Below are 24,394 nucleotides of genomic sequence, written 5' to 3'. Positions count from 1 at the left end.
AGAATACAACCGCCAGGAAACGGCCCATTTTCAAAGAATTTTACCCGCTTTCTGTCGGAAAAACATTCGGATTCTTTCTCAAAAAAAAGAAATCGATTCAGGCTTCGACATTTACAAAACTTCCGGTGGAAGAAATCGGATCGGAAGCTACGATGCCTTCCTGCTTTTCCGGCGCCCCTTGGCTGATCGCATTTTGGGAAGACGAAGAATTTTGAATCGAAGGCGCTTCGGAAAGAGATGCGCTCGAGGAGGGACCGATTGAAGATAATTCCATAAGATCAGCTTTATCAGGAATTCCCAAAAATGGAAACCGTTTTCCATCCGGAGGGAAAAACGAAAAGAAATCAATTTTTTCGGTTGGTCTTCGAGAATTACTAACTATTTGACAGATAAGTGTCCGGCTTAAAAAGTCCAATTATCGGACTTTCAAAGGTCCAAAAATCCGATTTTAGGATCGGTGGCTTTAAGGCCTACTTTTTGAGGTATTACTATGCTTGCACCACTTGCAGTCTTCGGATCACTCGGATGGACTGAAATTCTTCTCATTCTTTTTATCGCGCTCTTGCTCTTCGGAGGAAAAAGACTGCCTTCTCTCGCCAAGGACTTAGGAGACGGGATCAGATCTTTTCGCAAATCCTTGACGGGAGAATCCGACGAGCCGTCTCAACAGATCAGCCAAGAACAAGCTCCTAAAGAAGAAGTTCAGTCGAAAACTTCCAAATCCAAAAAATCTAAATCTGCCTGACCAGCCGCGGAATGGCCGGAACTAAAAAAAAGTCCACACCCACTTCCCTCCCTCAGCCGGAACGTTCGACCGAGTCTCTCGTTCGAGATCGAGAAAAGTTTATGACTTTAGGAGATCATCTGGAAGAACTCCGGATGGTCCTCATTCGATCTCTGTTGGTCGTCGCGGTCATTATGGGAATTTCCCTTTTTTTCGGGGAAGAAATTCATAAAATTTTAGCCCAACCCTATAAGAACGTTCTCGGTCCTCAGGCGACGTTTTATCAGATCAAGCTAATGGCCCCGTTTATGATCTATTTGAAGAGTTCTTTTATGATCTCGATTCTTTTAGGTCTTCCGTTCGTTTTATTTTTTCTCTGGGGTTTTGTTTCTCCGGCTCTCGATCCCAAAACGGATCGATACGGAAAGTTTTTAATCCTCTTTAGCACTCTTCTTTTCTGGTTCGGCGTTTGGCTTTGTTGGACGGAAGCGTTTGAGAATCTTTTAAGAATCTTTCTCGTCAACTTTCGTCCGCCCGATATTGAATCCAGACTTCCGATCGACGAATACTACGAAATTTTTTTTAACATCCATTTGATTTTCGGTTTATCTTTTCAGCTTCCTATTGTACTCATTCTTCTTGGAAGTTTGGGAATCCTAAAGGCTTCCTTTCTGATTTCAAAATGGAGAGAAGCGATCATCGGACTTGCGGTAGCAGCTGCGGTTCTTTCGCCGGGACCGGATTTGATTTCCATGTTGTTCTTATTTGTTCCTTTGACCGTTTTGTTTGCGGTTTCGATCGTGCTGATGAAGGTGATAGAGAGAGAATAAATTGTTAATAAGAATTCCTTCCAAACTCAAACTGCCGGTTGCCGTCTTTGTTTTAAGTTTTTTATTCTTTTTAGTCTACACGGTCACGGACGACATCATTCTTAAATCTCCCTTGGGACAGAACAAGGCGATCTCTTTGTCGATCCGGCTCGCCATTTCTCTTTCCTTTTCTACGTTGTTGGCGTCGCTCGTTTTTTATTCCGTAAAGATGATCTACGCCTCGATGCGTTCCCTAGTAACTCTGGTTCAAGATTGGGGAAGCGACGTTTACGAGGAGACTCCTGTCGCCGAAAGGGACGACGAAATCGGAGAATTGGTCCGCGCGTTTCGTCTGAAATTCTTCCAGCAAAAAGAATTGGAGGCACATCCCGCGCAAGAGACGGTCGACGAAAGAACGAGAGAGATCGCGGATTCCATTCAGAGAGCGTTTTATAGGATTCAGCTTCCGAAGATAAGAAACATAGACGTCTCTCTTTTCCCGAGAATGAGCGGAGATTCTAACTGCGATTATGTGAACGTCATTCCGACGGCGGACGGATGTATCGGAGTTCTCGCCGGTTTTCCGAGCCCCGGCGTTTTGGAATCGGCTTTTAAGGCGAGACTCGAAGGAATTTTTTCCTTAGCCAACGAAGGAAACGGAATCAGAGGTGAAGAATGGATCTTTAAGATCGGAAAAATTCTTTCCAAGATGCCGATCCCATTCTTAAATCTTTCCCTCTTTTATTTGGAGACCAAAACCGGCGAACTCGGTTACGTTTCCTTTCAAGAAATGACTCCGTTTACTTATAAGAATGAAGAATTGATCCCTTTCGAAAAGTCGAAGATCCGTTATTTTGATTACAAGGCGGCGGAACTCGATTTAAAAAAGGTAACTCTGAAGATAGGAGAATACTGGATTCTTACTTCCGATAGAATTTATTCAGCGATCGGAATTCCTTCGTCCGAATTTACGAAGCAGCTTCAGTCGTCTCTTTCCGGAAAGAAATTTTCAAATTCCAGAGATTTGGTTTTGGATTGCGGAAGAATCATCGAAAAACGTTACGGGAAAAATGTCCTGGAAACTTCTTCGATTTTAGCCGTGACCAGAAAAACCTAGTTTTGCCGTAAGCAAAGAAGAAAGCACCGTTAAGAGAGACTTCTCATTCCGTTAAAAACATCTGCAGCTTATCAATCATAGCGTCGTAGTTCCTACAATCCACCGTGAAAGTCGCGCGCCCCACCCTGATTGGGTGGAGGTGGCGGGTTGGCGGGGAAAATTGCCGCTTTTTCCATATCACATAAATTGAATACAGTCAAGCGATTATTTTACTTTCTCTGTAGGAACTCCGACAATCATATTTTCTCTTGACCGATTTCTCTAAGCGCGATCAAACCCTTCACTTTTATAAAAATCCAATCCTTGCGATTCGGAAAAGACGATTAAACTGCGAGCGTTTCGTTTCATTCTTCTTTAGAAAAAAATGACGATCTCATTTAAGATCGGACTTTGCCGGAGTATTAAATTCTATCGCCCGCGCTTAAAATTTGCCGAACCTCTTTTCGAAATCCTTTCTTTTTCGCCCTTGTTCTTCCGCAATCTCTTCTTTCGTTCTATATTCAATTTTTTGAATCTTTTCGATTCTTTCTTGAAAAAGGGATTCAAAATTAGTCAAAAGAAAATCTATTCTCAAAAAAAGTTCCTCTCTTAAATGTAACGCGTCGGAATCGTAGACCTCCAACCATACGTCCGGAAGTCCGTCTAAGACTTTCCGAATTCTCTCTCGGTCCATTTTTTTTAAGAATTTAAAATTCAAATCCTCTTGATAAAAAGGATGATAACGTAGCCTTTCCCAAACGCTCGTCGGAGGCTGCGATTGCTTGGTTACAAGGCAAATGACTTCCATCAAAGACGCGAAATCCACCCAGGAATAGAGAGTTCCATTTCCGATGATGTTTGTATTGTTTCGATCTCTGTCGAAGTTTAAAAACAAAACGTCGAAAAGAAAACAAAGTTCCTTTTGTTCTTTTGAAATACGATCCAGTTGTTCCGAGTCGCACTGCGAAAAACTTTCCAAATATTCGATTCCTAAATTTAGTCCTTCGCTCTTTTCAATCATTTCGCGAATCTCGGTTTCCCGTACGGAATTTGCAATTCTCCTTTTTACGTGAACAATAAAGGTCTTCGGAGAATCAAGTCCCAGTTCTCTCGCCAAATTCAAACCGATCCAATCCGAAATATTATTGATCGGCCCTTGAGCGGACTTTGTCCATTTCGCGACCATCTCTCCCCGGTCCGTTTTTAGACGAACCGGAACCGTCGATCCCGATCGAAATACATTCATTATTTCGAATGTTTCGACGGCTTTCAATTTTTCTGAATTATAACGCATTCGTTTCTGATTGGAAATTTTGATTCTTATCTTTTTTGATTTTTTTAAATAACTCAAGAATCAAAATTTTTACGATATGCAGATTTGCAAGAATCTTTAACGGTATCGAATTTGGTTTCCGGATTCCCCGAAATATTGGCGGTTTACAATAACAATCCGTATCTTCCGAACGGAGATTTTTTTAAGTCTCATTCTTTCGAAAATAAAAAGCCCGGAAAATTTTTCCGTGCTTTTTTTAAAGGGAAGAATCTGAATCCTTATTTTAAGAATTCCAACTTTGATATAAAAGAGGGCCGAACGCCGTCACAATCAAAGTCAAAAACAAGACTATGATCGGAACGATCACCCTTTCGTATCTTGAAAAAAAACTCTCGTGATGAAGGTTCGGTTCTTTTTCAAGATATTCCCTCACGACGTGTTTGGTCAGGAGATGATTGAGCGCGACCGGAGGCGTCAAATATCCCAATTCAAAGGAGACTAACGCGGTCATCCAAAAGTTCAATGGATGAATCCCGTTCGCCTTTGCGATCGGGTAAAGCGTCACCGAAACCAAAATCACCGCCCCGTAAGGATCCATGAGCATTCCTATGATCACTAAGACAAATGTAAGAATGATCATCGCCGAAAGCGGCGAGCCCAACTGAGTCGGGAAAAGATTGATCACGTTCGACCTTTCAAAAACTCCGCCCATACATGCAGAAAGCCCCATTAACATCAGAAGCGCTCCCAAGTGCGAGCCAGTATCATAGGAAGTTCTTGAAATTTTGATCACGTCCCTTGCGCCCGAGGCGGGATGATGTTCCTTTTGACTTTGTTTGTGATCCCAGTAGATCAAAGCAAGCATCGCGATGGGAAGCATATACGGAGCGGTATGTTCGTCGAAATGGGTATTCAAACCGAAAACGAGAACGAAGACGATAACCACGGCGATCAAGATATAAAGACTGAAGGGCTTAAAGACTTCCCAAGTTTTCCCGAGCGCGTTCTGTTCAGGTTGAATCTTCCAAGATCCCTTTCTCAAAAACCAACTCACCACCAAAAAAAGAGTCGTGGAAACGGCAAAGACCCTCCATCCCCAGTGAAAAAGTTCGTCTGTAGTCACGTCCAAGTTCAAAGAAGCCACGATGACTACGAGTAGACAAGGAGGCAGAACCACTCCTAAACTTCCGCTCATCGCAGTTGCGGCTAACGCTCTTTCCTGAGAAGCGCCTGCCCTTCTCAGTTCCACAAAGATTGTCGCGCCTAACGCGAGCACAACGATACCCGAGGCGCCGCTGTATGCGGTAGGCAACGCCGCGGCGATTACGACGATTACCGCTAAAAGTTCTGCCGGCAATTTCCACGGTTTCAGAAGGTCGAAAAATCTTCTTCCTAACGAAGTATCTCTGAGTAAAATTCCGGTCCAGACGTAAAGACCGATCTGAATATAAAGGGTCGCGTGAGCCGTCAGCTTTTGAAGATAAATCGCGAGGCCAGCGGGATGATGTTCGATCAGCGTAAAATAAATTCCGCAAACAAGCGCCATCCAACAATACAAAGGAATCGCAAGAAGAATTTCTGACAATCTGCTCGTAGCTTGTCCTTCCGATAAATTGGTAAATTCCGAATTCATAATATTCTTTACGTTCAACGCCGTAAGAAAAAGTAATCCGCCGATCCAGAGGATCTGAATCTGTGCCTCCACACCTTTGCTAAAGGGAAGCATATAAGAAGCGGAAAGGATGAGGATCAGGTTCGCGGCGATCTGACTACCCTCCGAGGCCAATTCTTCCTTTCGATTTTCGGGATTTTTGAGAGCGATATGATATCGTCTCGTCGTAGATACGATCCCGGCGACGAGAAGAAGAATCACCATCGTCATCGGAATATAATCGATCGCAAAGATAGTAATCGTTGATAGTTTTCTCTCCGTTCCGCAATATAACTTTTGCCCGAAAGTCAATTCCAACGGAGTCAGCGCGGTAGATGCCGGAACGTTCTCCTTCTTAGCGCCGGTTTTTGAATTTCCGGATCCGAGATCCAATTCGTCGAGAAGCGCGGAATCGGATGCGCTTACTTCGACTTTTTCCTGAGAATTGATTTCAGATGCGATACAGCTGATCCGAATTTCCGCATAACGCGGCCAGATGGTTTCCCCAAGCTCGAGCATTCGAGCTTGTACCAATTGACCGAAACTTTGAACCAGAGGTACGAAAAGAAAGAGCAGAACCGCCCAGGATACGATTTTTTTTGCCATGTTTTTTATTCTAAGGAATCGGAACATTCTTCAGCGTTTGCGTCGGCTTTGCAACGAACACCCTTCATAAGTTTGAGAATCGAAGCGTGATAAACGCCTTTGTCTCTGAGTTTGATACGAACCTCTCTGAATTTTTCGAAGTATCCCTTGATTTCCTCTTTCGGAACTTCCAACCAATATTTCGCAGGAACTTCCTTCTCAGCTTTTCTTGTAAGCTCAAGCATCGTTTCAAATTGTGTGGCGGCCCATTGTCTGGATTGATTTCCATAGTCCGCAGGAAAATCCGCGGTCTTTCCCACGATCTGAAACGTAAGTTGCCCTATCGGAAACTTAACGATTCCTCCGTTAGGCACAACACCCTTCATAAGTTCCAGAGGTTTAAAACCGACCGCGGGAGAATAACACGCGTCGGCCCGTCCGTTGTTAAAAATTCCCGCAAAAGTGGCGATCTCCGCCGGAACCATCGAAGATCCTACGACGTCTACCATCGTCGTAGCCGCTTGGTCATACGTTAAAGTTGCGATCTTTTTTCCCGCGAGATCCTTTATGGAACGAAGATTCTTATCCCTCAAAAGAAGATAAACAGCGCCCCCCGGAAACATCGCCATCGTTTCGTATTCTCCGGCAACGTTGAGCTGTCTTGCCTTAGGATTGGACAAAACGTCGATCGTTCTTTTCAAAAGATCGTAGGAAGGAAGCGCACCGATCGCTTCGAGTGATCCCGATTGAGGAACATAACCGCGAACGCGAAGGCTCGTCAGAAACGCGAGGTTGCACTTTCCCGCTTTGAAGTCGGAGTTTGCAACTACCTCGTCCGTATATGCCTTCGGCTCCAGACGGATTCCCCAATTGAGAGCCTGCGCTTGATAGCGAAGAGCTGACTTATAAATATCGCCGTGCGTTCCGGAAGGATCGAAGATACAGATCGTCTTGTTGATCGGATCCGCCGCAAAGACGGATGACGTCAGCAGAAGAGCTACGGTCGCGATTAAAAATATACGGATTTTTTTCATGGATGTTCTCCTATCAATTGAATTCAAATTAGAATGGCGTAAAAGTTCAAAGGCCTTTCAGTAGATCGTCGTCTTCCTTCATGTCCCTTTTTCCCTGCGGGAAACTTCCAAGAAGCAAAGGACCTCTGTGTCCTTTCTCTTTGATCCAGATTTTATCGGATTCGTGTCTGGAAAGTTGCTCCGCGTAGGCTTCCAAAAGCTGATAGTCCGGTCGCGATTGTCCTTTTTCCAAAAGTTTAGCGTGCTCTATCACAGCCTTTTTGATCGCTTCCTGGTTTCCTCTTCCGGCTAACGCTTGAATCTGAAAGGCGCGTGAAAGACTCACGCCCGCCTTGTCGCCTAACGCGACCGCGCGATCGAGTTGTTGAAACGGGTCTTTTCCCGCCGGAGTTGCGCCCGGAATCGAAAGCCAGATGATTGCTTCCAGCGCGAGGGGCACTCCCCACCATTCTTCCGGGTTCAGACATTTGGATGCGTTAGACACAATCGAAGGAATGTCGGTGGGAACGTTACCCACTCCTTGCGCCGCACGATCGTGAAGAATCGCAAGAAGACTCGCTGAAAGTCCGATCAAATAGTAAAACTGATCTTCCTTTGAAAGGGAAGGACATTTGCCGTTCCATTCCCCGTAGTAAAGATTGAATCTGCGGTACGCTTCCCCGTATCGTTTCGCTGCAAGACCGTGATTTCGAATCTCCACCGCCTGGTGGTCCGTCGCTTCGTCTCCCTTTCCCTTACGAACCGCCGAGAGATAATGGAGTTCGGCTTCCTGCGCTTTTTTTTCCGCGCACATTCCTGCTCCGAGCATCGCGACGAGAACCGGAAGATCAGGACTTTTACTCACTCTTTCAAAGGAAGCTATCAGCGGAGCCAAGCTAACGCCGGCGCTACAAATCGAATCCAAGTCTTTGGATCCAAGCATATAAGGAATCAGATGATCCTCAGCATAGGAAGAAATCGTCCTTCCCGTAACGTTGTAAACCAACGAACAAGAGAATGCGCTTATTGTAACAATCGTTACAAATAAGAGGAAACCAACTTTTGATTTTTGAATTTTCGTTTGGAACATATTTATCGCTTAAGAGATTTTAATGAAACTTAATCATGGCGTCGGATCCGTCCATGACTTTTTTTTAGAATGGTCGTTTTATTTCAAAAGCCATTCTTATAAATTGATTAGAAGTTCATTGATGGCAAAACGTTCGTTATCTTTCCTTAAGACAGATTCCTTCACCGAAGAATCAAAATCGAGAAAGAAGAAAATCCAGAATCGCAATACGTTAAGCGCGACTCACCGCTCCGGACCGAATTCTTTCGATCAAATTGAGAGTTTCCGATTCTGGTTCCACCCCCAATTCTTTCCTCAGAGACTTTCGAAACTCCTCGTATTTTCGAAGGGCTTCGTTCTTCCGATCTAATTGTAAGAGCGCTTCGAAGTGAAATCTCCAAGCGCGTTCGTCCAAGTCGTCCAAACGAATCCAACTCGCGGAATCTTCCAAAAGACCTTCCATCTCTTTTCTTTCCGCGTCCTTCTCGCACAGAAATCGAAATATTTCAATCAGGCTCTTTCGAATGTATTCTCTTCTGATCTCCGATTCCGGAAAATACAAATCAAAGTCGAAAAAATCTCCTCTGTAAAAGGCTCTCGCAAAACGAAATTCCTGGATCGCCAATTCCATATCCCCTTTCCTAAGGGCTTTGGCCCCGCCTTCGTAGTGTTTTTCGAACATCTGAAAATCGGTCTGAACAAGATCCTGTCTGAAAAAAAGACGATCCTCGGAAAACACCAATGCTTCCGGGTTTCCGATAATTCTCCGCAATCGGAAACAAAGAGCGTGAAGACTGTTTAACGCATTCTTATCGGTCATTCCCGGCCATAAAAGTTCCAGTAGTTCTTCTCTATGGATTCCCTTCTCGAAACGCACCAAAAGAATTTTTACAAGTTTGAGCATCTTCTTTTTACTCGATATCTCAGTCTGAGGAATGCGAACCCCGCCCTTTTCCAGTTCCAAACTTCCGAGAGCCCGAATAAAAATCTGTTCCCTCTCTCCTTCAGGAGAACCGATCTTCGCATAAGCGGCGTTCACCTTTTCTGCTTTCGTTTTCGAACCGATTGATTGAGTCGGATTCATTTCGAATTCCTGAGGAGAAACCAAGGCTTGTTTTAATTCTTCCCGAATCTCCCTTCCCGACTTGTTCAGAGTTAAGAATGAATCCACGGAGAACATCAAAATCAAAAAGCTAAAATGGGAAGTGTACGGAAACGGAAGCAGATCCATCGCGACCAGGATATCCAAAAAAGCGTTCGTGAAAAAGATGATCAAACCTACTAAGAGAAATAGATTTCTAAATAAGTTTCGTAAGAACTGAGTGATAACCTTGAATAAGGTCCAGAAAATCATCAGAATTCCGGAAAGATAAAAATACTGAACCAAAAGCGGTTGGTCAGTTTCATAGATGACGATTCCCAGAGCCGGAAACTTTCGTTCGTGCGCGAGTCCGATATGGTAAGAATTCGGATCGGCAAGAATCACACCCGATAAGAGCACGTTGAGAAGAATATATAGATAAACAAAGTCTTTGCTAAAAATTCTGCGATAGCTGTTTACAAAGAGGACTAAGCTCATTCCAAAGATCGGGATGCAAGCGTTTTCAAAACGCTCCCAAACCAAAGCGTCTTGAGCGCTGGCAGCATTGACCGTTTTCGTAAAAAATAAAAGGTAAAATCCGTAGGCAACCTGCAAGAACGCGAAGTGAAGGAGATAGATTTGTTTTCTATTCTTATAAAATAGGAATAAATTGTGAAGCGTCCTGTAAGCGAGAATCGTCGTCACTAAGTAGCATGAAATCTGATAGAGCGTTATATTCATTTATTTTCAAATACCTTTTTTATCTTACAACTGTTCAGTTAAATTGTGAATAAAAGCTCATAATTTTTTATCAATCAAAATTCTTTAGCAAGTATTAGAAAGCAGAGAATTCCGATTTTGAAATTAGTTTTTTAGAGAAACTTGCGTTTTTTTAAGAAAGAGGAAACAAAATAAACGTTGTTCTTCTCTTTCTCATAGGTAGGACTTCCTGCGACCAAGCGAGTTTTGAAATCGTTTCAAAGGAGAGGATCGTTTTTCCTTCTTTGACAAAGCCTCGGACGGATTTCTCTAAAGGTCCGAACCGCATTAAGGACAAATGATCAATGAACTCGGATCGTTCGCCGCCGCTCCGACAAATCTCATTCCGCCTAACATATAAGGATCCGAAGTATTCTCCGTTGCGAGAGTGAAGAACTGTATAACGTTACTTCTCGCGTTGATCGCGCAAGCTGTGTTGTTCGAGGGATGTCTTAACTTAGGAAAGTTGATCTGCGGCGGGAGCGGTACTTCCTTCAAGATGCTGTTGATCAATGGAACCACGAGAGAAGTCACCAAGGGTTCGATCACGCTGTAGATTCCATCCGGATCCAATCCGAACGGATTGTATGCCTGCCCTTCCAACACTTCGACCGTATAATCCAGATTCGAAGTCGAAAGGACTACCTGAAGCGCATTCAAGTTTTGTAAATTAGGATCGTTGTTCGGATTGGAGAAAGTTATAAACTTAAAATCCGCGTCCGCAGAAAGACTGATACGAACGGCGCCTAACGTGTAAGAATAACCGCTCGGCCTCGTATCGTTTCCACAATCGGTCAATTCCGCACCGGTAAGCCCCGTACAACTTGCCGGTTTTTTTGCCACGATCTTCAATTGCATCTCCGTAAAAAACAACCGCAACTTTGGGATTCCGGCTCCGGTCATCGGTTTGAATTTTACGCTCGGAGCCAAGACCGGCTCCATGACCATTTCTATATCGTCGTACGGTTTCGCGGCCGGAGCTAACGCGTTTGAACCGTCTAAACCCTGCAATTTTTCTCTTCCCGGCGCGAGAATCGTAATGATAGGCGAGGCTTTCAGCAAAGTTGTCGTCAACTGAAAGAGAGGATTTCCTCCGGAATAACTGTTGATCGTATCGATGAAAGCCTTGTTCATATTGATGTCGAGCCCCCTTCTCTGCCAGAGATGAAAGGCCGCCTGAGAAATCGTATCCGAATGTAAGGAAAGCAGAAAGCCCGGATTTGCGTGACTTTGAGTAAACTGGTACGCGGATGGAAACGGAGTCGCCGAGTTTCGCGTAAGAATCATCCCTGATTTTGCGGCCTGGGTCCTAAGTCCTTTTCCCTGAGGGTCCACGTAATTACTTGAAAAGGAAAGATCCAGATTGCTCACAAGTCCTTTGTTGATTCCGTCGTGTTTGATCACGCTCTCCTGTCTGAGTTTCATCTTAACCGTCAAAGGAAAGTTCTTCAAAGGCGGCGGAAGATAACTCGGAAGTTGAATCGTCACCCCGTCGTCTCTCAGGGCTCCCACCACGGAGTTCAGCACGTTAGGTGCAATTCTTTGAACGATGTCTTTTAACATATACTGAGTGATAATTCCCTTTACGTAAGGAACCGTTCCACCCGCAAGATTTTGAACCGTTCCCCTTCCGATCAAAGGAACCAGAATGTTGTCCACTCCTCCTTCGTTGGATGCGATGTATTCCATCGGCGCGGTGTACATAAAATCTTTCGTATCCTCGGCGCCGGAATAGATTCCCATCGGAAGAAAAGTAGGATTGGACCAAGGCAATACGAAGAAGTTATTTGTTACGGAATCGATGTCCGCATTACTCGGATTATTCGGAAAGACGGAATTGTTTACCGCAAACGGAGTTCTTACCGCCATAGAAACGGCTCCCGTTGAATCCACTGAAAGGGAATTTCTGGCTCTCGCCATTCTTAAAGAAGGAGTCGTGAGATAAATGTTAGGTAGAGCGTTATTTCCGCCGTTTAAGTTCGGATCTGCATTCGGATCCCAATTCAATCGGGCCGTGGTCTTGAAATACATAAGCGTGCCCGGCGAAATAAAAATCGTGTACCAATCCTCGTATCGGGAAACGATAAAAAGATCAACCTCCACATAACGCGAACTCAGATCCAAACCGAGTCCGGGAGAAGTGTTCGCCGTTCCAGGATTTACTTTGAGGTCGGCCGAAATATTTCCAAGTTGTGTTCCGGAAGAATTTTTAACGAAGGAAGGAAGTCTCATATCGGTAACGTAGACATCCATCGTCATACTCGCCGCTCCCAAAGAATCCTCCAAAGGAGCGTTGTATCTGCTGAAAGGAGCAGCAGCTTTCGGCCATTTATCGAACGCCCATTCTCCCTGATCCTCTGCGCCTTTTGGTCCGACGATCGAAGTTGGATAAGTAGGATAAGTCGAAGACGGAACCCAACAATAACCTCTTCCTTCGGAGCCGGGTTTCGCGCCTAGTACGGAAATAAATTCTTGATTCTTAAAATCGTCTATTTTGTTGGTTCCGCCTGAACCCGCTTGTCCGGGGCGAATACAAGCCTCTCCGATGTTCCATTGGCCGTTGTCAAAAAATTTCTTTTTTGAGTGATCCGGAAGTCCTATTAAGAATTCCTGAAACGTTCTCGGAGTTCCGTTGTTGTCCTGAACCTTAAAGGCTCCTGTCGTAAATTTCTGAATGACTTTTCCGAGAAAAGGAAGCATCTGCGCTTCGTCCATTACTCCGTTTGAAATATTCGCAAGAAGATTGTTTGCGTTTGTTAGATTTCCGTAGTTGAAGCTGAAGTATTTTTTATAACTCTGCCCGAACTTTGTCTGAATCTCGTAGTAATAGGTGTTTCCTCCGATTGCCGGAGGAAGAGCGGAACCGGAAAGATTTAGACTGATCGGATTCATAGAACATGATGAACCCGGTACGGAGCTCGGACAAATTTTGATCGAAGAACCGGATCCGCTTTTTCTCAGATAAACCGAGTCTATATAATTCTCTCCGTTCACCGGATTTTGAAACGTGGAATTGATCGTTATATCCGCGGAGGTATCAAAAGAAATATCGTCGGTTCCGTTGAGAGCGCGGGTCATGGCTCCCTGAACGATCGAATTGTTAAGGGAATAGTTTAATGTCGTCTTAAATTCTTGAGAATAGGAGATGAGAGGTTTGTTGGAAACCGTCAAAGCGTTTTGGCTTATCGACAGAGTGTATTTTTCTCCCGGTTTTAATTCTCTATACGGATTGAGGATCAGTCTTTGCTCGCTTGCCCAGTAAAATTCCGCTCCGATTCCCGGTCCTGCCAAAGCTCCGGAAGTTCCCTGCAACGTTATGCTCGCTTCTGTAAGCGCGCGGTTCATCGGTTTGGAGAATTGAATCTCCAAGTCCTTATATCGATTTACGTTTTCATACGAATTGATAAAGAGATGAGCCTGAGGCCCCGATTGTCCGAAGTTCGCAGGCAAAGTCGCGACGTTATTGTCCACGTTGTTGTAGGCAGGAATCACCGACGCGTTCGGACTCTGCCCGCCGGAAGTTCCACCTATATCAAAAAGCGCCAAAAGATCAAAACCGGAATCTTTCTTTTTATCGGAGCAATTCACCCAAAGAGCGCTCATGAAGATTACGAGTCCGATAAATTTGATTTTCTGAATTAGCATCTGAAACTCCGTCCTGTCTCGTTCTATTTCCCTTAAAAACAAAGGAAAGAATACGGAGCGGGCCGATTTCAGACTTACTCAATACTTATATTTTGGTTTTTTTTCGAATGTTCGAATAAAAAAGATTTTTTTATTACGCTTGTTCTTTTTAAAGAAATGTGGAAACTCCCCCACTCCTTTGATAAGCCGATTTTTTCGATTGTAAAGAATTCAAAATGCACGGCTCAAAACCCGCTTCAATCTTCGAAGAATGGAAGAAATGGCCTCAATTGACGAAACCTCCGATTCTTCCGGCAAACAATCCCTCCGCAAGATTCTCTTATCTTTGAACTTCAAGTCGGGTTTAGAAGAAATTGGAACAAATCCGATTTGAAGCACGAAAATATTTGTCTCAAAATCGCAGGCATCTTCGGATCAAAAGGAATTTGCACTTTGAAATCCGAAAGCGAGCCTCGCAAAAAAAGCCGGTCCTTTTGGGCCGGCTCCATGGATTCAGCTTTTAGAGATTTAGATTGAGGCAATCCGTCGATTAGCGACTGAATATACTGGTCAAGTTATCCCAGTAAGTGGCGGAATCTTCATTCTTGTTGAAACGATCCCAAAAGACGGCCCCATCCGGAAAGGGTTTCCTCCCCCTTTCGGTGATGTCCGCGAAAAGATTCATCAAAACTCCGGCGCTATAAAGAAGGGAATGATTTCCGGATCGACTCTGCACCATATCGGAAACCGTAAGTCGATCCAGATCGTCGAAGATATCCCGGATCGTGTAGGGCGTGTTCATATCCGCTTCTATGTAACTGAAAAATTCTCCCGTAAGAGATAAGCCCATAAGAACTCCGTTGATACTTCTTCCGTAAGCCGCGGACACTTGTATGAGTGCCGGCATGTCCGAGGTCAAAAGACCGGTTACGAGAAAGTCTCTTTCGCCGGATTTATTTTGGAAGATCGAACCCAAAAGATTGAGAAGATGGACTACCTCCTCTCCGCTAGGCTTGACTTCCAAAATAAGATCCATCGAAAAATCAAACATCGGAATCAACGAATAGACGGAATCTTTCGAAAGATAATCTCTCAATCTGACCGCGACAACTCCCATGTCGTCCCAGAGAGGATCATACACGTTAGTCGGTCTTGTGTCGGGATAAACGGCCAGATCGCTCCGCAACTTTTCAAGATAAGTCTGAAGATTGAACTGAACCGGACTAGGCGACTCCGAAGAAATTTTTATCTCGCCGCAAAAAGATGCAAGGCCGGCGAAAAAAAGATCCGCACCCGTTTGTCTGCTCGGTCTTCCCATCTCGGCCAACATCCGAACAAGATTGGTTAAAAGTTTCGTTTTGGAAACCAGATTCAAAATTCCGTCTTGAAACCCCCTTTCTTTTTCGATCAAAACCGAAAGCGGACTTCGAATCGGTTCCTCGGTGACCGGATCATTCTGACGAAAAAGATATTCGTCCTGACCTGCGAGTCTGTTTCTAAATCTTCCGTTCGGCAAGGCGGTCTTTACGATTGTTATCGTCGTTCCTCCCGAATTCGTTTCTAAATCCACGGTCTTCGTGAGAAGAGGACGAGTCAAAGCGGCGCTCAGTCCTGTGAGAAGTTGAAACGGATTTTTTTGATTTAAAGAATCGCTCTGATCCGCGAGGACTTTTGCGAGAGAAACGATCAAAGGAAGAAGTTTGTTTCTCTGATTCCAATACGAATTCACTTGAGAAGGAGTTACCGAATCGGAAGTCAAAAAGGAAAGTCTTTCCATAACGGGAAAATTGAATGCGAATACGGGAGGCAAAACCCCGTATTGGGAACTCGGAGGATAGAAGATATTGTAAACATTAGAATCTCCTAAACTATTAAAAGTGATCGGATTACTCCCGCTCGTTCCGTAGTCCCAGGCTTCCAAAAAAAACATACTGTCTCCGGGAAGAGTCGAAAAATTCTCCGGAAGGACCGGAGTTCCGGCCGTTCTAAAATTCGGCTGAGTGGAAGAAGCGCACCCGGGTTTCCAGAGGGAACCGAGCCGGATCCACTTTCCGTTGATCTTGGAAGAACAGCTTCCTCCGTCTTGGAACTGAGGTTTTGCGCCCATCAAACCTTTGAGTCCGTTCGCGATCACGGTCACAAAGGCCGCCATCTTATAAGGAACTCCCGGACCTAAGGAAGCTCGAAGAGGAATCACTGCGACCATTCTTTTTTCGGAAAGCAACCACTGGAAATTCTTATAGATCGCCTCTTCATCCGATTCCAGAGCCCTTTCGGAACCGGACTTTGCGATTTCCCAAATGGGGATGCTCCAACCTTTCGCGCCGCTTTCGTTCACTCCGGAAGCTACGGGCGTAAATTGGTTGTTCGCATAATTTGCGTTAGTTTCTCTTCCGCCTGGACCGACCCAACGGCACAAACTTCCGTTCGTACATGCGCCGGAAGCCGTGTCTGAAACTTTGATGCGAAACTCGGAACTGGACCAAGAAGATTTATAGATCAGATCGTTTCCAAAAGAATCCATATAAAGATTTCCGTCGAGGCTGTAGATATTACCGTTTGAATCGATTCGGTTTTTGTTATAGTACGGACCGCCCCCGGAAAATACCACGTTCACGATCAACTTCATCATAAAAGGAATCGTCTTTGTAAATACGGGATCCGTTGCGGACGGAACCGTGGAAGGATCGGGAGCTTCGAGAAGCGCTAACGTGGGAGTGTTGATTCCCATCGTAAAGGGAATTGGAGAATTCGAATCCCCGTTTCGAAACACGGCTTGGTCGTTCGCACTTTGATTTAAGAACGCTTTGACGCCGAGGTTGCCGGTCATCGCCGAACCCAGAGCGTAGATGCTGTCTCCGACGGTAAGAACTCCTCCCGTCATAGGCCCGCCGTTCGCCGAACTCGGTTCCAAACTCATGATCGTAGTATCGGCGGGATTCTCCCATCGAAACCCGTAAGTATCCGCAAGCGTTAGGAGAAACAGCAGATGTTCTAAAGCCGAAATCTTATATTCAAAGCCGCCGTAAGCACGATCCCTTCCAAGATAATCCATACGGATCAATTCTTTCAGAGAAAAATCGACATCCTCGACGGAGGTCAAAAATCCGAGATTGAAAAGATTCTTACTCAACTCCTTTCCTAAGAGGACATTCGGATCTTTAGTAAAGGATCCTCCGTTAGTCAGCATCGGCCTGAGATAACGGAAAACTTCCGTAAGTACGACCGCGAAGTCCGAAGGATAATCCGGATCACGATAATCGTTGACGGAGGAAGAATCGTGGACCGAACCTCCGACAGTATAATATTTTTCTAAATTAACGATCAGATCTTTAAGAGTCGTATCCGAGGACTTAAAATCGCTAAAACCCGCCCTTTGTTGAAACGTGTTTCCGATTTCGGCGATCAGGCGGATCATCTGATTTTTGAGAACCTTATCCGCGCTCAAAGTCGGATCGATCATTCCTTTGAGAATGGACTCTACTCCGGATCGGGCGTTTGAATTTTGAACCAAGGCTTTGTGAAGAACCGTTTCCAGATCTTGAAACAATTCGGTCATATCCGGATCCGCAAGCGCCGCGGAAAGTTCCTTGTATTTTATCTCCGTATCACCCGTGTTAAACGTATTGTAAAGATAGATGAGCGCCTTTTGACTGATAGGCGAAAGATTTCGAACAACCTGGCCCGGGTATTTCCTAATTCTTTCCAGCCAGGGAAGAATTCCTTCAAAGGCGCCGGAAGGCGCGTCTTTCAGACGATGAATCAGAGTATTCGCTTTGAGAAGAGATTCCCTTACTCGCGCTTCCGGCTTCAAAAGCATATCGGAAGAAACTCTCAAAAAACCGGTGATATCTCTGCGAGCGGGTTTGCGCATGGAACTGTCCAATCTGACGTTGAACTGTTCCGGTTGAAGACTTTGAAATCCCGCCTTCAAAGAAGGATATTCGTTGAGAAGATTGAAAAGTTTCAATCCGCCGTCGTCGGCAATATTATCGTAAAAGGAAAGAGCGTCGAATTTCTTCTCCTCCGGTTTGCAAAAAAGAAATCCGCAGAGGATCCAAAGGATCGCCGTATATTTCCAAGATAAGAATTTCATTTTCAATTCTCCATTTCAAATCGCATGGAAAGAATACGAAAACCGGATACAGCTCCCTTATTTCGGGCTTATATTCTAAAAGAAGGGAAGAAAAAATACCGGAGGAGATTCGAAAATCCGGACAACAAATAAAACATAACAATCGTTATGAAATAAAGAATGTAAGAATTCTTCTTAAACTTTTCTTTAGAACGAAAAGTGGGAAGAATCAGATTCCGTTTTTTGAATTTTGAAATTCGATCTTTGGAATCGGGTTCGAAGGAAATCTTATTTTCAATTCACATTCAAAAACTAAAAATCTTTCCGAACAAAAGAAAAATGGCATTCGAAGAACGGAAAGAAGTCGCAACAACCGCAAAACAAAAAGGTCTCTTACATCGAGGAAGAATTCTTTTCAATCGAAAAGGATAAGAATCGAACGACTGAATTTTAAAAAATCCAAGTTCAAAAAAATAAGAGCAAACGCTCGCGTATGCGAGACATAGGGGCAAACCGGATCCCAAAATCAAAGAAATGTAAAATTTAAGTTTTGATTTTTCACGGTTCCTTACACAAAATATGAGATTTTCTTGACATTTTTTTGACTCTGACTACCGTGAGCGCGACTGGAATTTTTAGCTGCCTTTTCCCGGGTCAGTTGAGAACTTTTGAACTATGTAAGCAACCAGGAAAGGTCATCTCTCTCCCGAATCCCGCTGATTGATTGGTCTCACCTAGTAACTGTTTCAGAATTAAAAGCCAGTAATTTTTTGTAAGGACCCTTTCTCATGAACATTTACATAGGCAACCTCGCCTATCAGGCAACCGAAGACGATCTCCGTAAAGCTTTTGAATCTTTTGGAGAAGTAACCTCTGTACGCATCATCACTGATAAACTTTCCGGCAAATCCCGGGGACTGGCTTTCGTGGAAATGGCGAACAAAGACGAAGGAAATGCGGCGATTGACGGCTTAAACGGAACTCAAATCCGTGGAAGAGAAATCAAAGTCAACGAAGCGCTTCCTAAAAAACCTTTTCCGGAAAAATCTAGATCTAGATACTGATCTTTTTCAAGGGGGAGAAGCTCCGGCTTTTCTCCCTTGACAGAAGCCGCACGGACCTTTAACGTTCGCACTTGTGTCCGAGTTCGGTTTTCCTTCCTCACAATCCGTTCACTTTCTCCCAAATACAATTCATTCTATCTTTCATTGGATGGGAATTTTCGGAACCTCCCTGGGTTGTCTGATGTTTCTGGGACAGATCGTCCTCCTTCATAAGAACCGGCTCAATTATCTTTTAGGATTTCTATTTTTAGGAATGTCCATCCTACAAGGGAGTTCCATTTCGATTCTTACCTCGAAAGAGAGTTCACTTTCCTGGCTGATTCTCCTTCATATCCCGGCGCTCTACTCCGTCGGTCCCGTGTTGTACGGAATTTACAAAGAGAGCACGGGAGAATCGTTTCCCGCCTCCAAACAAGAAACGATCTTTCACTGCATTCTTCCGTTCTCCGGAATTCTGATCTACTTTGCGGTTTTGTTTTTTTATCCGGACATTCAATCGGTTCTACACGAGATCTTTGTCAAAAAGATTTTTCCAAGCCCTTTGGATTGGATTTTACTTCCTGCCGTTTTTGGAATCGGTCTTTACATTTCCCTTGTTTTGAAAAGTTCTAAGGATCTCTGGAGATGGGAGGTCTGGAAATCGGAACCTACTGCAAGAATTCTGAGTTTTCTCGCTGTAGCTTCTCTTCTTCATCTTACTTTAGGGGCCTTCTTTTTTATCACGAAGATTCCCGACTTTCTAATCTTAACTACGGGCGGAATGGGATTTGCCCTCTGTGCCGCCTATCTGATCGGTCATAGAAATCCCGGATTCTTTCAGAAGCTCCAAGAAGTCACACAAGCGACGAGGGCAAAATACGCGCGTTCCCTTCTTGTGGGAATCGATCGAGAGGTTCTTAAGGAAAATCTAATGCAGTTGATGGAAAGAGATCGTCTATATCGGGACGAAGACCTCGGCCTCGGCGATCTCGCGGACGAACTCGCACTTTCCACGCATCAAGTTTCCGAATTCTTAAATCAGGAATTGGGTAAGAATTTTTCGGTCTTTGTAAACGATTTTCGAGTTTCCGAGGCTTGTAGTCTTCTCAAAGAAGAATCCACACAGAGTATTCTCGATATAGCATATTCCGTCGGATTTAGAACCAAGTCCTCCTTCAACCGCGCCTTTCAAAAACATACGGGTTTGACTCCGAGCGAATATCGTTCGAAGTCTTTGAAAGAAAACCAAAGCTGAATCTTAAAACGAGACCTTCTTCGCTCCTATTTAGAATTCCGAGAGAAAAGGAAATCTTTCGTAATTCGTCCTAATTTTTCCAGCAACGAACGTTGTTTTATCTCAAAAGAAACCCGGCGGAATTCCGAAAATCCGCCGTGAAAACCGCGCGCCCGGCTTAGTGAAACTCAATGCGCCAACCCTCTATGAGTCGCGCCGCAGGTGGAGGGAAAACCTCGGGGAGATTCTCCTCCATCATAGAAGCCTACTTTTGACAAGTAGAGTTTCTTTTTCGGTATTTGTAGGAACTCTTACAAAAATCGATCGTCACAGCATTCTCACGTAAAACCTCGAACACCGACGGTTCCTCCAAGCGGGAATTTCGGTCGTTTACCGGCCGCAATTTATCGATTCCGACTTCGTCACCCGACCGAATCGATAGAATGAGACGACACTTTCCAAAAAAGGAATTAAGATCACGGCTAACTCCAAACGAAAAAGAGGTCCAGATGAGCGTTCTGACACTTGCGAAAACAGAAATTCTTCCGAATAGAAAACCCAAAAAATGGGAAACACTCCAGTTGCGCGAAAAGAATATCAAGATCATGCGTTGGATTCGATTTCGAGATCGAAATCTTAGAAAGAAATTTCCCATTTTGAAACATCAGGATTTTTTGGGAGCTTCGATCACGTTCGGATCGGCGGCTCTTATGATTCTCACCGCGGGGCTTTACGTCGCAAACGCGATTCCGGCCTGGATCGCAATCGTCGCTAACGCGATCTTTGCTTCGTTTCTCCACGAGATAGAACACGATACGATTCACAATCTTTACTTCAAAGACGACGAAAGGATGCAGAATCTGATCTTCTGGACCGTTTGGATTTTCCGCGGAAACACGATCAGTCCTTGGTATCGAAGAATGATCCACACCTTGCATCACAAGGTCTCCGGAAACAAAGACGATATCGAGGAAAGACTGATCGGAAACGGAATGAAGGCGGGACTTGTTCGGTTCTTCGCTATGATCGACGGAAACATTTCGGCGATTCTTAATTTTAGAAAATTGGCGAAGGACGCTCCCAAGTTCAAAAGAAAGGAAATCGTTAGAGAAAGTTGGCCTTGGCTCGTCGTCTATTACACTCTTTGGTACAATTTTCTCGGACTCAATCTCCTCCACTACACAAGTCAATTCCTCGGTTTGCAAAATTCTATTCCCTACTCCGAATTCTTAGAACCGACCCGCGCCTTTCTCAACACTGCGGCGGTGATCTACTTGATCCCCAACTGGATCCGTCAATCGTGCATTCAGATCGTTTCTTCCAATATGCACTACTACGGAGACGTGAAAAATATCAATCAGCAGACTCAAGTTCTGAACGTTTGGTTTTTGGCACCTCTTCACCTCTTTTGCTTTAACTTCGGAAGCACTCACGGAATCCATCACTTCGTGGTAAATCAACCGTTCTATCTCAGACAGATGGTGGCGCCGTTCGTTCATCCTGCGATGAAACGTTACGGAATTCGGTTTAACGATTTTGAAAGTATGCTCCGAGCCAATCGTTATTATCCGATCGAAACCGAAGTCGCATAACAAAAGTCCCACCTTTCCGTTTTTTCGAAACGGAAAGGTCCGTTTTACAATTTCAAAACAGTTTCTTCTCTTTTTCGATTTTCTTTCGTTTTAAAAAAATCAATTTTGTTTTCCAGGAAAAAGCTTTCTCGTCTTTTGGTTGAAGAGTCCTCCATGTCCTCAGAATCCAAAACAAAAACATTCCTTGAATTTCAGTTCGCGATGCTTCTTATCAGCGGAAATATCCTTTTTGCAAAGTTGATCGACGAAAGCGTCTGGATGATCACGTTCAGCCGCACCGTTTTTGCCAGCGCCGGACTCTATCTCTTTTTAAAATGGAGGGGCAAACCCGTTTTTTTCACGAGCAAGTCCGAGAATTTTGCCTCTCTCGGAAGCGGGATTCTTTTGGCGGTCCACTGGATCACATTCTTCGCGTCCGCTCGACTTGCTTCTCCTGCGATCGCGGTTCTCACCTTGTTTACTCATCCGGTCATCACGGTTTTTATCGAACCAATCTACTTTGCGACCAGACCTAGAAAAACGGATCTATTTCTCGCGCTTCTGGTTCTTTTGGGAGTCGGAATTCTCGTTCCGGATTTGAAACCCGGAAACGATTTGTTTTTGGGAATTCTCTCCGGTCTTTTTTCCGCGTTCACCTTCTCATATCGAAATCTGATCACTAAGAAATTTCTTTCCCATCACGCAAGCGCTCAGGTGATGTTCTTACAATCGATTACTGCGGCTTTTTTTCTCGCACCGGTTTGTTACTGGGATCCGATTCCGACGAACATACGTTCTTTGAGCCTTATGATTCTGCTCGGAACTTTTTTTACGGCGTTCGCGCACACTCTTTACGTAAAGTCCATGTTTCAGTTAAAACTGAAAACCGCGGGCATTCTTTCCAGCATCCAGCCAGTGTATTCCATTCTTCTCGCATGGATCATATTAGGCGACATTCCGGGCTATCGGGAAATCACGGGAGGAGTTTTGATTTTAGTCGCGGGAACTCTCGAGACGATCCGTTTTAAAAAGGACAACCCTTAGATGAATTTGGATATAGCGCTCATCGATTCGAGCGCTCCTTTTTTTGTAAAGGCTCCAGGCAAATCGCACAACTGGTCCAAGGCGCCGATCGGGCTTTTAGAAAAAAACCGAGAATTCAGAAAGAGGACTCACAAAAGGATACGCGAGAATTTCGATTCTTACGTAAAGAGAGTCGGCAAGATGGGGTACAACGCGATCTCGATAGACGAACTTTCCTTTCTCGTCGACTTCCCTTTTTATCCGGCTGTTCTTCGTTCTAAAATTCAATCCTATCAAAAATCCTATCGTAAACTTTTTAAAACCGCGAAGAAAAATCGGATGAAAGTATTTCTCACGAGCGACTTTCTCTTTTCCAACTCTTATATCGAAAAAGAAACGAGCGGAGAGTTCGATCGGGTTGTTTCTCTTTTTGTTTCAGTTTTGGAAAAACTCTTTTCCGAGTTTGAAAACATAGACGGAATCATTTTAAGAATCGGAGAATCCGACGGAGTCGACGTTCAAGGAGAATTCAGGAGCAGACTTTTTCTAAAAACTCCGGAAGACGCAAACCGGCTTTTGAAGGAAATTCTTCCCGTATTCAAAAAACATTCAAAAACATTAATATTCCGGACCTGGACGATCGGCGCGTATCCGATCGGAGATCTCATCTGGAATTCAAAAACCTACGAAAATGTATTCCGGGGTATTCCGACAGAAAACCTGATCATCTCCATGAAATACGGAGAAGGAGATTTTTTCCGTTATCTAAAACTCAATTCCCTTTTCTTTCAGGACGAAAGGCCAAAACTCGTGGAATTCCAGGCAAGAAGAGAATACGAGGGATTCGGAGAGTTCCCGTCCTTTGTCGGCTGGCAATATGCGTCCTACAAAGAAGAACTAAAAAAAGCGAAAAATCTGATCGGATTCAGCGTTTGGTGCCAAACGGGAGGATGGTCCTCCTTTAAGAATATTACGTTTTTGAAGAATACTTCGTATTGGAACGAACTCAACACCTTTGTCTGCATCGGGCTTTTTCAAAAGGACTGGAGCGTAAAAAAAAGCATCCGCAAGTTTTACGGAAGAAAAAATCTTTCGGAGTTCGTCCGATTCTTACGCCTTTCGGACAACGTGATTTTAAATCTTCTCTACGATCCCGAATTTGCAAATCAACAACTCTATATCCACAGGGTCAGGATTCCGCCCTTGCTTCATATCACCTGGGATCGCGTGACGGTGAGCGATCATTTCAGAATTCTCTACGATTCCTTTTGCAAAGACAAAGAAGATTCCGTAAAAAAGGGATACGATGCGTTTGAAAGTTTACAGGAGATGGGAAGAATCGCAAAAAGAATTTCACTGAATTACAACTTTCGTTTTCAATACGACACGTTTCAGTTGTTCGCGTTTTGCAGAGAACTTCTTTATCTTCCCGATCCGGAAAGACAAAACTATCTCTTAGAGGAGACGATTCATCTTGCAAAGATCTACGCGGAAAATTATCCGGATGCGTATAAATTTAGAATTCTATCCCGCAAAAGAATTCCCGGATTTATGTCTAAACTTTTGCTGAAATCATTCATTCGAAAAAATAAAGACACGAGAGTCCTCGATAGAATTTTATTTCATCCTCTTATGAGACATTTTTATTTATTCTTATATCAAAAGATACGTTCGAAACTTCCTTCGTTTATCAATCAGCAAGCGATGCCGGTCTCCGAACTCTTAAAATAGAAATCGGTTTGACAGATTTCAGCTTACTTAATA

The 24,394-nt window shown here is 44.2% G+C and carries 16 protein-coding genes; 8 read left to right on the top strand and 8 right to left on the bottom strand.

The genetic code is table 11. From position 1 onward, the window contains the following. Positions 1-97: 97 nt before the first annotated feature. The gene (locus tag CH376_RS24165) at positions 98-274 is read right to left on the bottom strand and encodes a hypothetical protein (protein WP_165781673.1); all 177 of its coding nucleotides are present in this window, start codon (positions 272-274) and stop codon (positions 98-100) included. Positions 275-490: 216 nt separating this feature from the next. Here CH376_RS24165 and CH376_RS02970 point away from each other — a divergent pair, with 216 nt between their 5' ends. From CH376_RS02970 to rktP, 3 genes are read left to right on the top strand one after another with little or no spacing between them, the layout of a single operon-like run. After that, positions 491-745 (top strand): Sec-independent protein translocase subunit TatA/TatB, encoded by a 255-nt coding sequence (locus tag CH376_RS02970; RefSeq protein WP_100783942.1) that lies wholly within the window; start codon positions 491-493, stop codon positions 743-745. A gap of 11 nt (positions 746-756) precedes the next feature. Next, positions 757-1,554: a twin-arginine translocase subunit TatC gene (gene tatC / locus CH376_RS02965; RefSeq protein WP_100783943.1), complete on the top strand. Its 798-nt coding sequence runs from the start codon at positions 757-759 to the stop codon at positions 1,552-1,554. 1 nt (position 1,555) lies between these two features. Beyond that, positions 1,556-2,650: an Arg-Lys translocation region protein phosphatase RktP gene (gene rktP / locus CH376_RS02960; protein ID WP_100783944.1), complete on the top strand. Its 1,095-nt coding sequence runs from the start codon at positions 1,556-1,558 to the stop codon at positions 2,648-2,650. A gap of 421 nt (positions 2,651-3,071) precedes the next feature. Here rktP and CH376_RS02955 read toward each other — a convergent pair whose 3' ends face one another. The 7 genes from CH376_RS02955 to CH376_RS02925 all read right to left on the bottom strand — a co-directional run bounded on the left by CH376_RS02955 (position 3,072) and on the right by CH376_RS02925 (position 17,780). Then, entirely contained in the window at positions 3,072-3,875 is an 804-nt protein-coding gene (locus CH376_RS02955; protein ID WP_125231897.1) for a HipA family kinase, read from the bottom strand. A gap of 310 nt (positions 3,876-4,185) precedes the next feature. After that, complete coding sequence (locus tag CH376_RS02950) at positions 4,186-6,159, bottom strand: TRAP transporter large permease subunit (protein WP_100783946.1); 1,974 nt, start codon at positions 6,157-6,159, stop codon at positions 4,186-4,188. Positions 6,160-6,164: 5 nt separating this feature from the next. Then, positions 6,165-7,172, bottom strand: coding sequence for a putative solute-binding protein (locus tag CH376_RS02945; protein WP_100783947.1), 1,008 nt, complete (start codon positions 7,170-7,172; stop codon positions 6,165-6,167). Between the two features lie 46 nt (positions 7,173-7,218). Continuing rightward, the gene (locus CH376_RS02940; protein ID WP_100783948.1) at positions 7,219-8,241 is read right to left on the bottom strand and encodes a hypothetical protein; all 1,023 of its coding nucleotides are present in this window, start codon (positions 8,239-8,241) and stop codon (positions 7,219-7,221) included. A gap of 211 nt (positions 8,242-8,452) precedes the next feature. Further along, positions 8,453-10,042: a BTAD domain-containing putative transcriptional regulator gene (locus CH376_RS02935; protein WP_100783949.1), complete on the bottom strand. Its 1,590-nt coding sequence runs from the start codon at positions 10,040-10,042 to the stop codon at positions 8,453-8,455. 306 nt (positions 10,043-10,348) lie between these two features. Then, positions 10,349-13,705 carry an Ig-like domain-containing domain gene (locus CH376_RS02930; RefSeq protein ID WP_100783950.1) on the bottom strand — a complete coding sequence of 1,119 codons (3,357 nt, stop codon included), beginning with the start codon at positions 13,703-13,705 and terminating at the stop codon, positions 10,349-10,351. A gap of 529 nt (positions 13,706-14,234) precedes the next feature. Continuing rightward, entirely contained in the window at positions 14,235-17,780 is a 3,546-nt protein-coding gene (locus CH376_RS02925; protein WP_100783951.1) for a hypothetical protein, read from the bottom strand. A 767-nt stretch (positions 17,781-18,547) separates the two neighbouring features. Between CH376_RS02925 and CH376_RS02915 the strand changes: the two genes are divergently transcribed. The 5 genes from CH376_RS02915 (at position 18,548) to CH376_RS02895 (ending at position 24,361) form a co-directional block, all read left to right on the top strand. After that, positions 18,548-18,823 (top strand): RNA recognition motif domain-containing protein, encoded by a 276-nt coding sequence (locus CH376_RS02915; protein WP_002152104.1) that lies wholly within the window; start codon positions 18,548-18,550, stop codon positions 18,821-18,823. Between the two features lie 181 nt (positions 18,824-19,004). Beyond that, on the top strand, positions 19,005-20,057 hold the full coding sequence (locus CH376_RS02910) for an AraC family transcriptional regulator (RefSeq protein ID WP_243394646.1): 1,053 nt from the start codon (positions 19,005-19,007) through the stop codon (positions 20,055-20,057). A 488-nt stretch (positions 20,058-20,545) separates the two neighbouring features. Then, complete coding sequence (locus tag CH376_RS02905) at positions 20,546-21,628, top strand: fatty acid desaturase (protein ID WP_100783953.1); 1,083 nt, start codon at positions 20,546-20,548, stop codon at positions 21,626-21,628. Between the two features lie 153 nt (positions 21,629-21,781). After that, complete coding sequence (locus CH376_RS02900) at positions 21,782-22,651, top strand: DMT family transporter (RefSeq protein ID WP_100783954.1); 870 nt, start codon at positions 21,782-21,784, stop codon at positions 22,649-22,651. Beyond that, positions 22,652-24,361: a glycosyl hydrolase family 67 gene (locus tag CH376_RS02895; protein WP_100783955.1), complete on the top strand. Its 1,710-nt coding sequence runs from the start codon at positions 22,652-22,654 to the stop codon at positions 24,359-24,361. It begins immediately after the preceding gene. Positions 24,362-24,394 lie beyond the last annotated feature (33 nt).

The sequence above is a fragment of the Leptospira adleri genome, from assembly GCF_002811985.1.
Taxonomy (GTDB): Bacteria; Spirochaetota; Leptospiria; order Leptospirales; family Leptospiraceae; genus Leptospira; species Leptospira adleri.
This window is presented reverse-complemented; position numbering and strand designations above follow the sequence as displayed.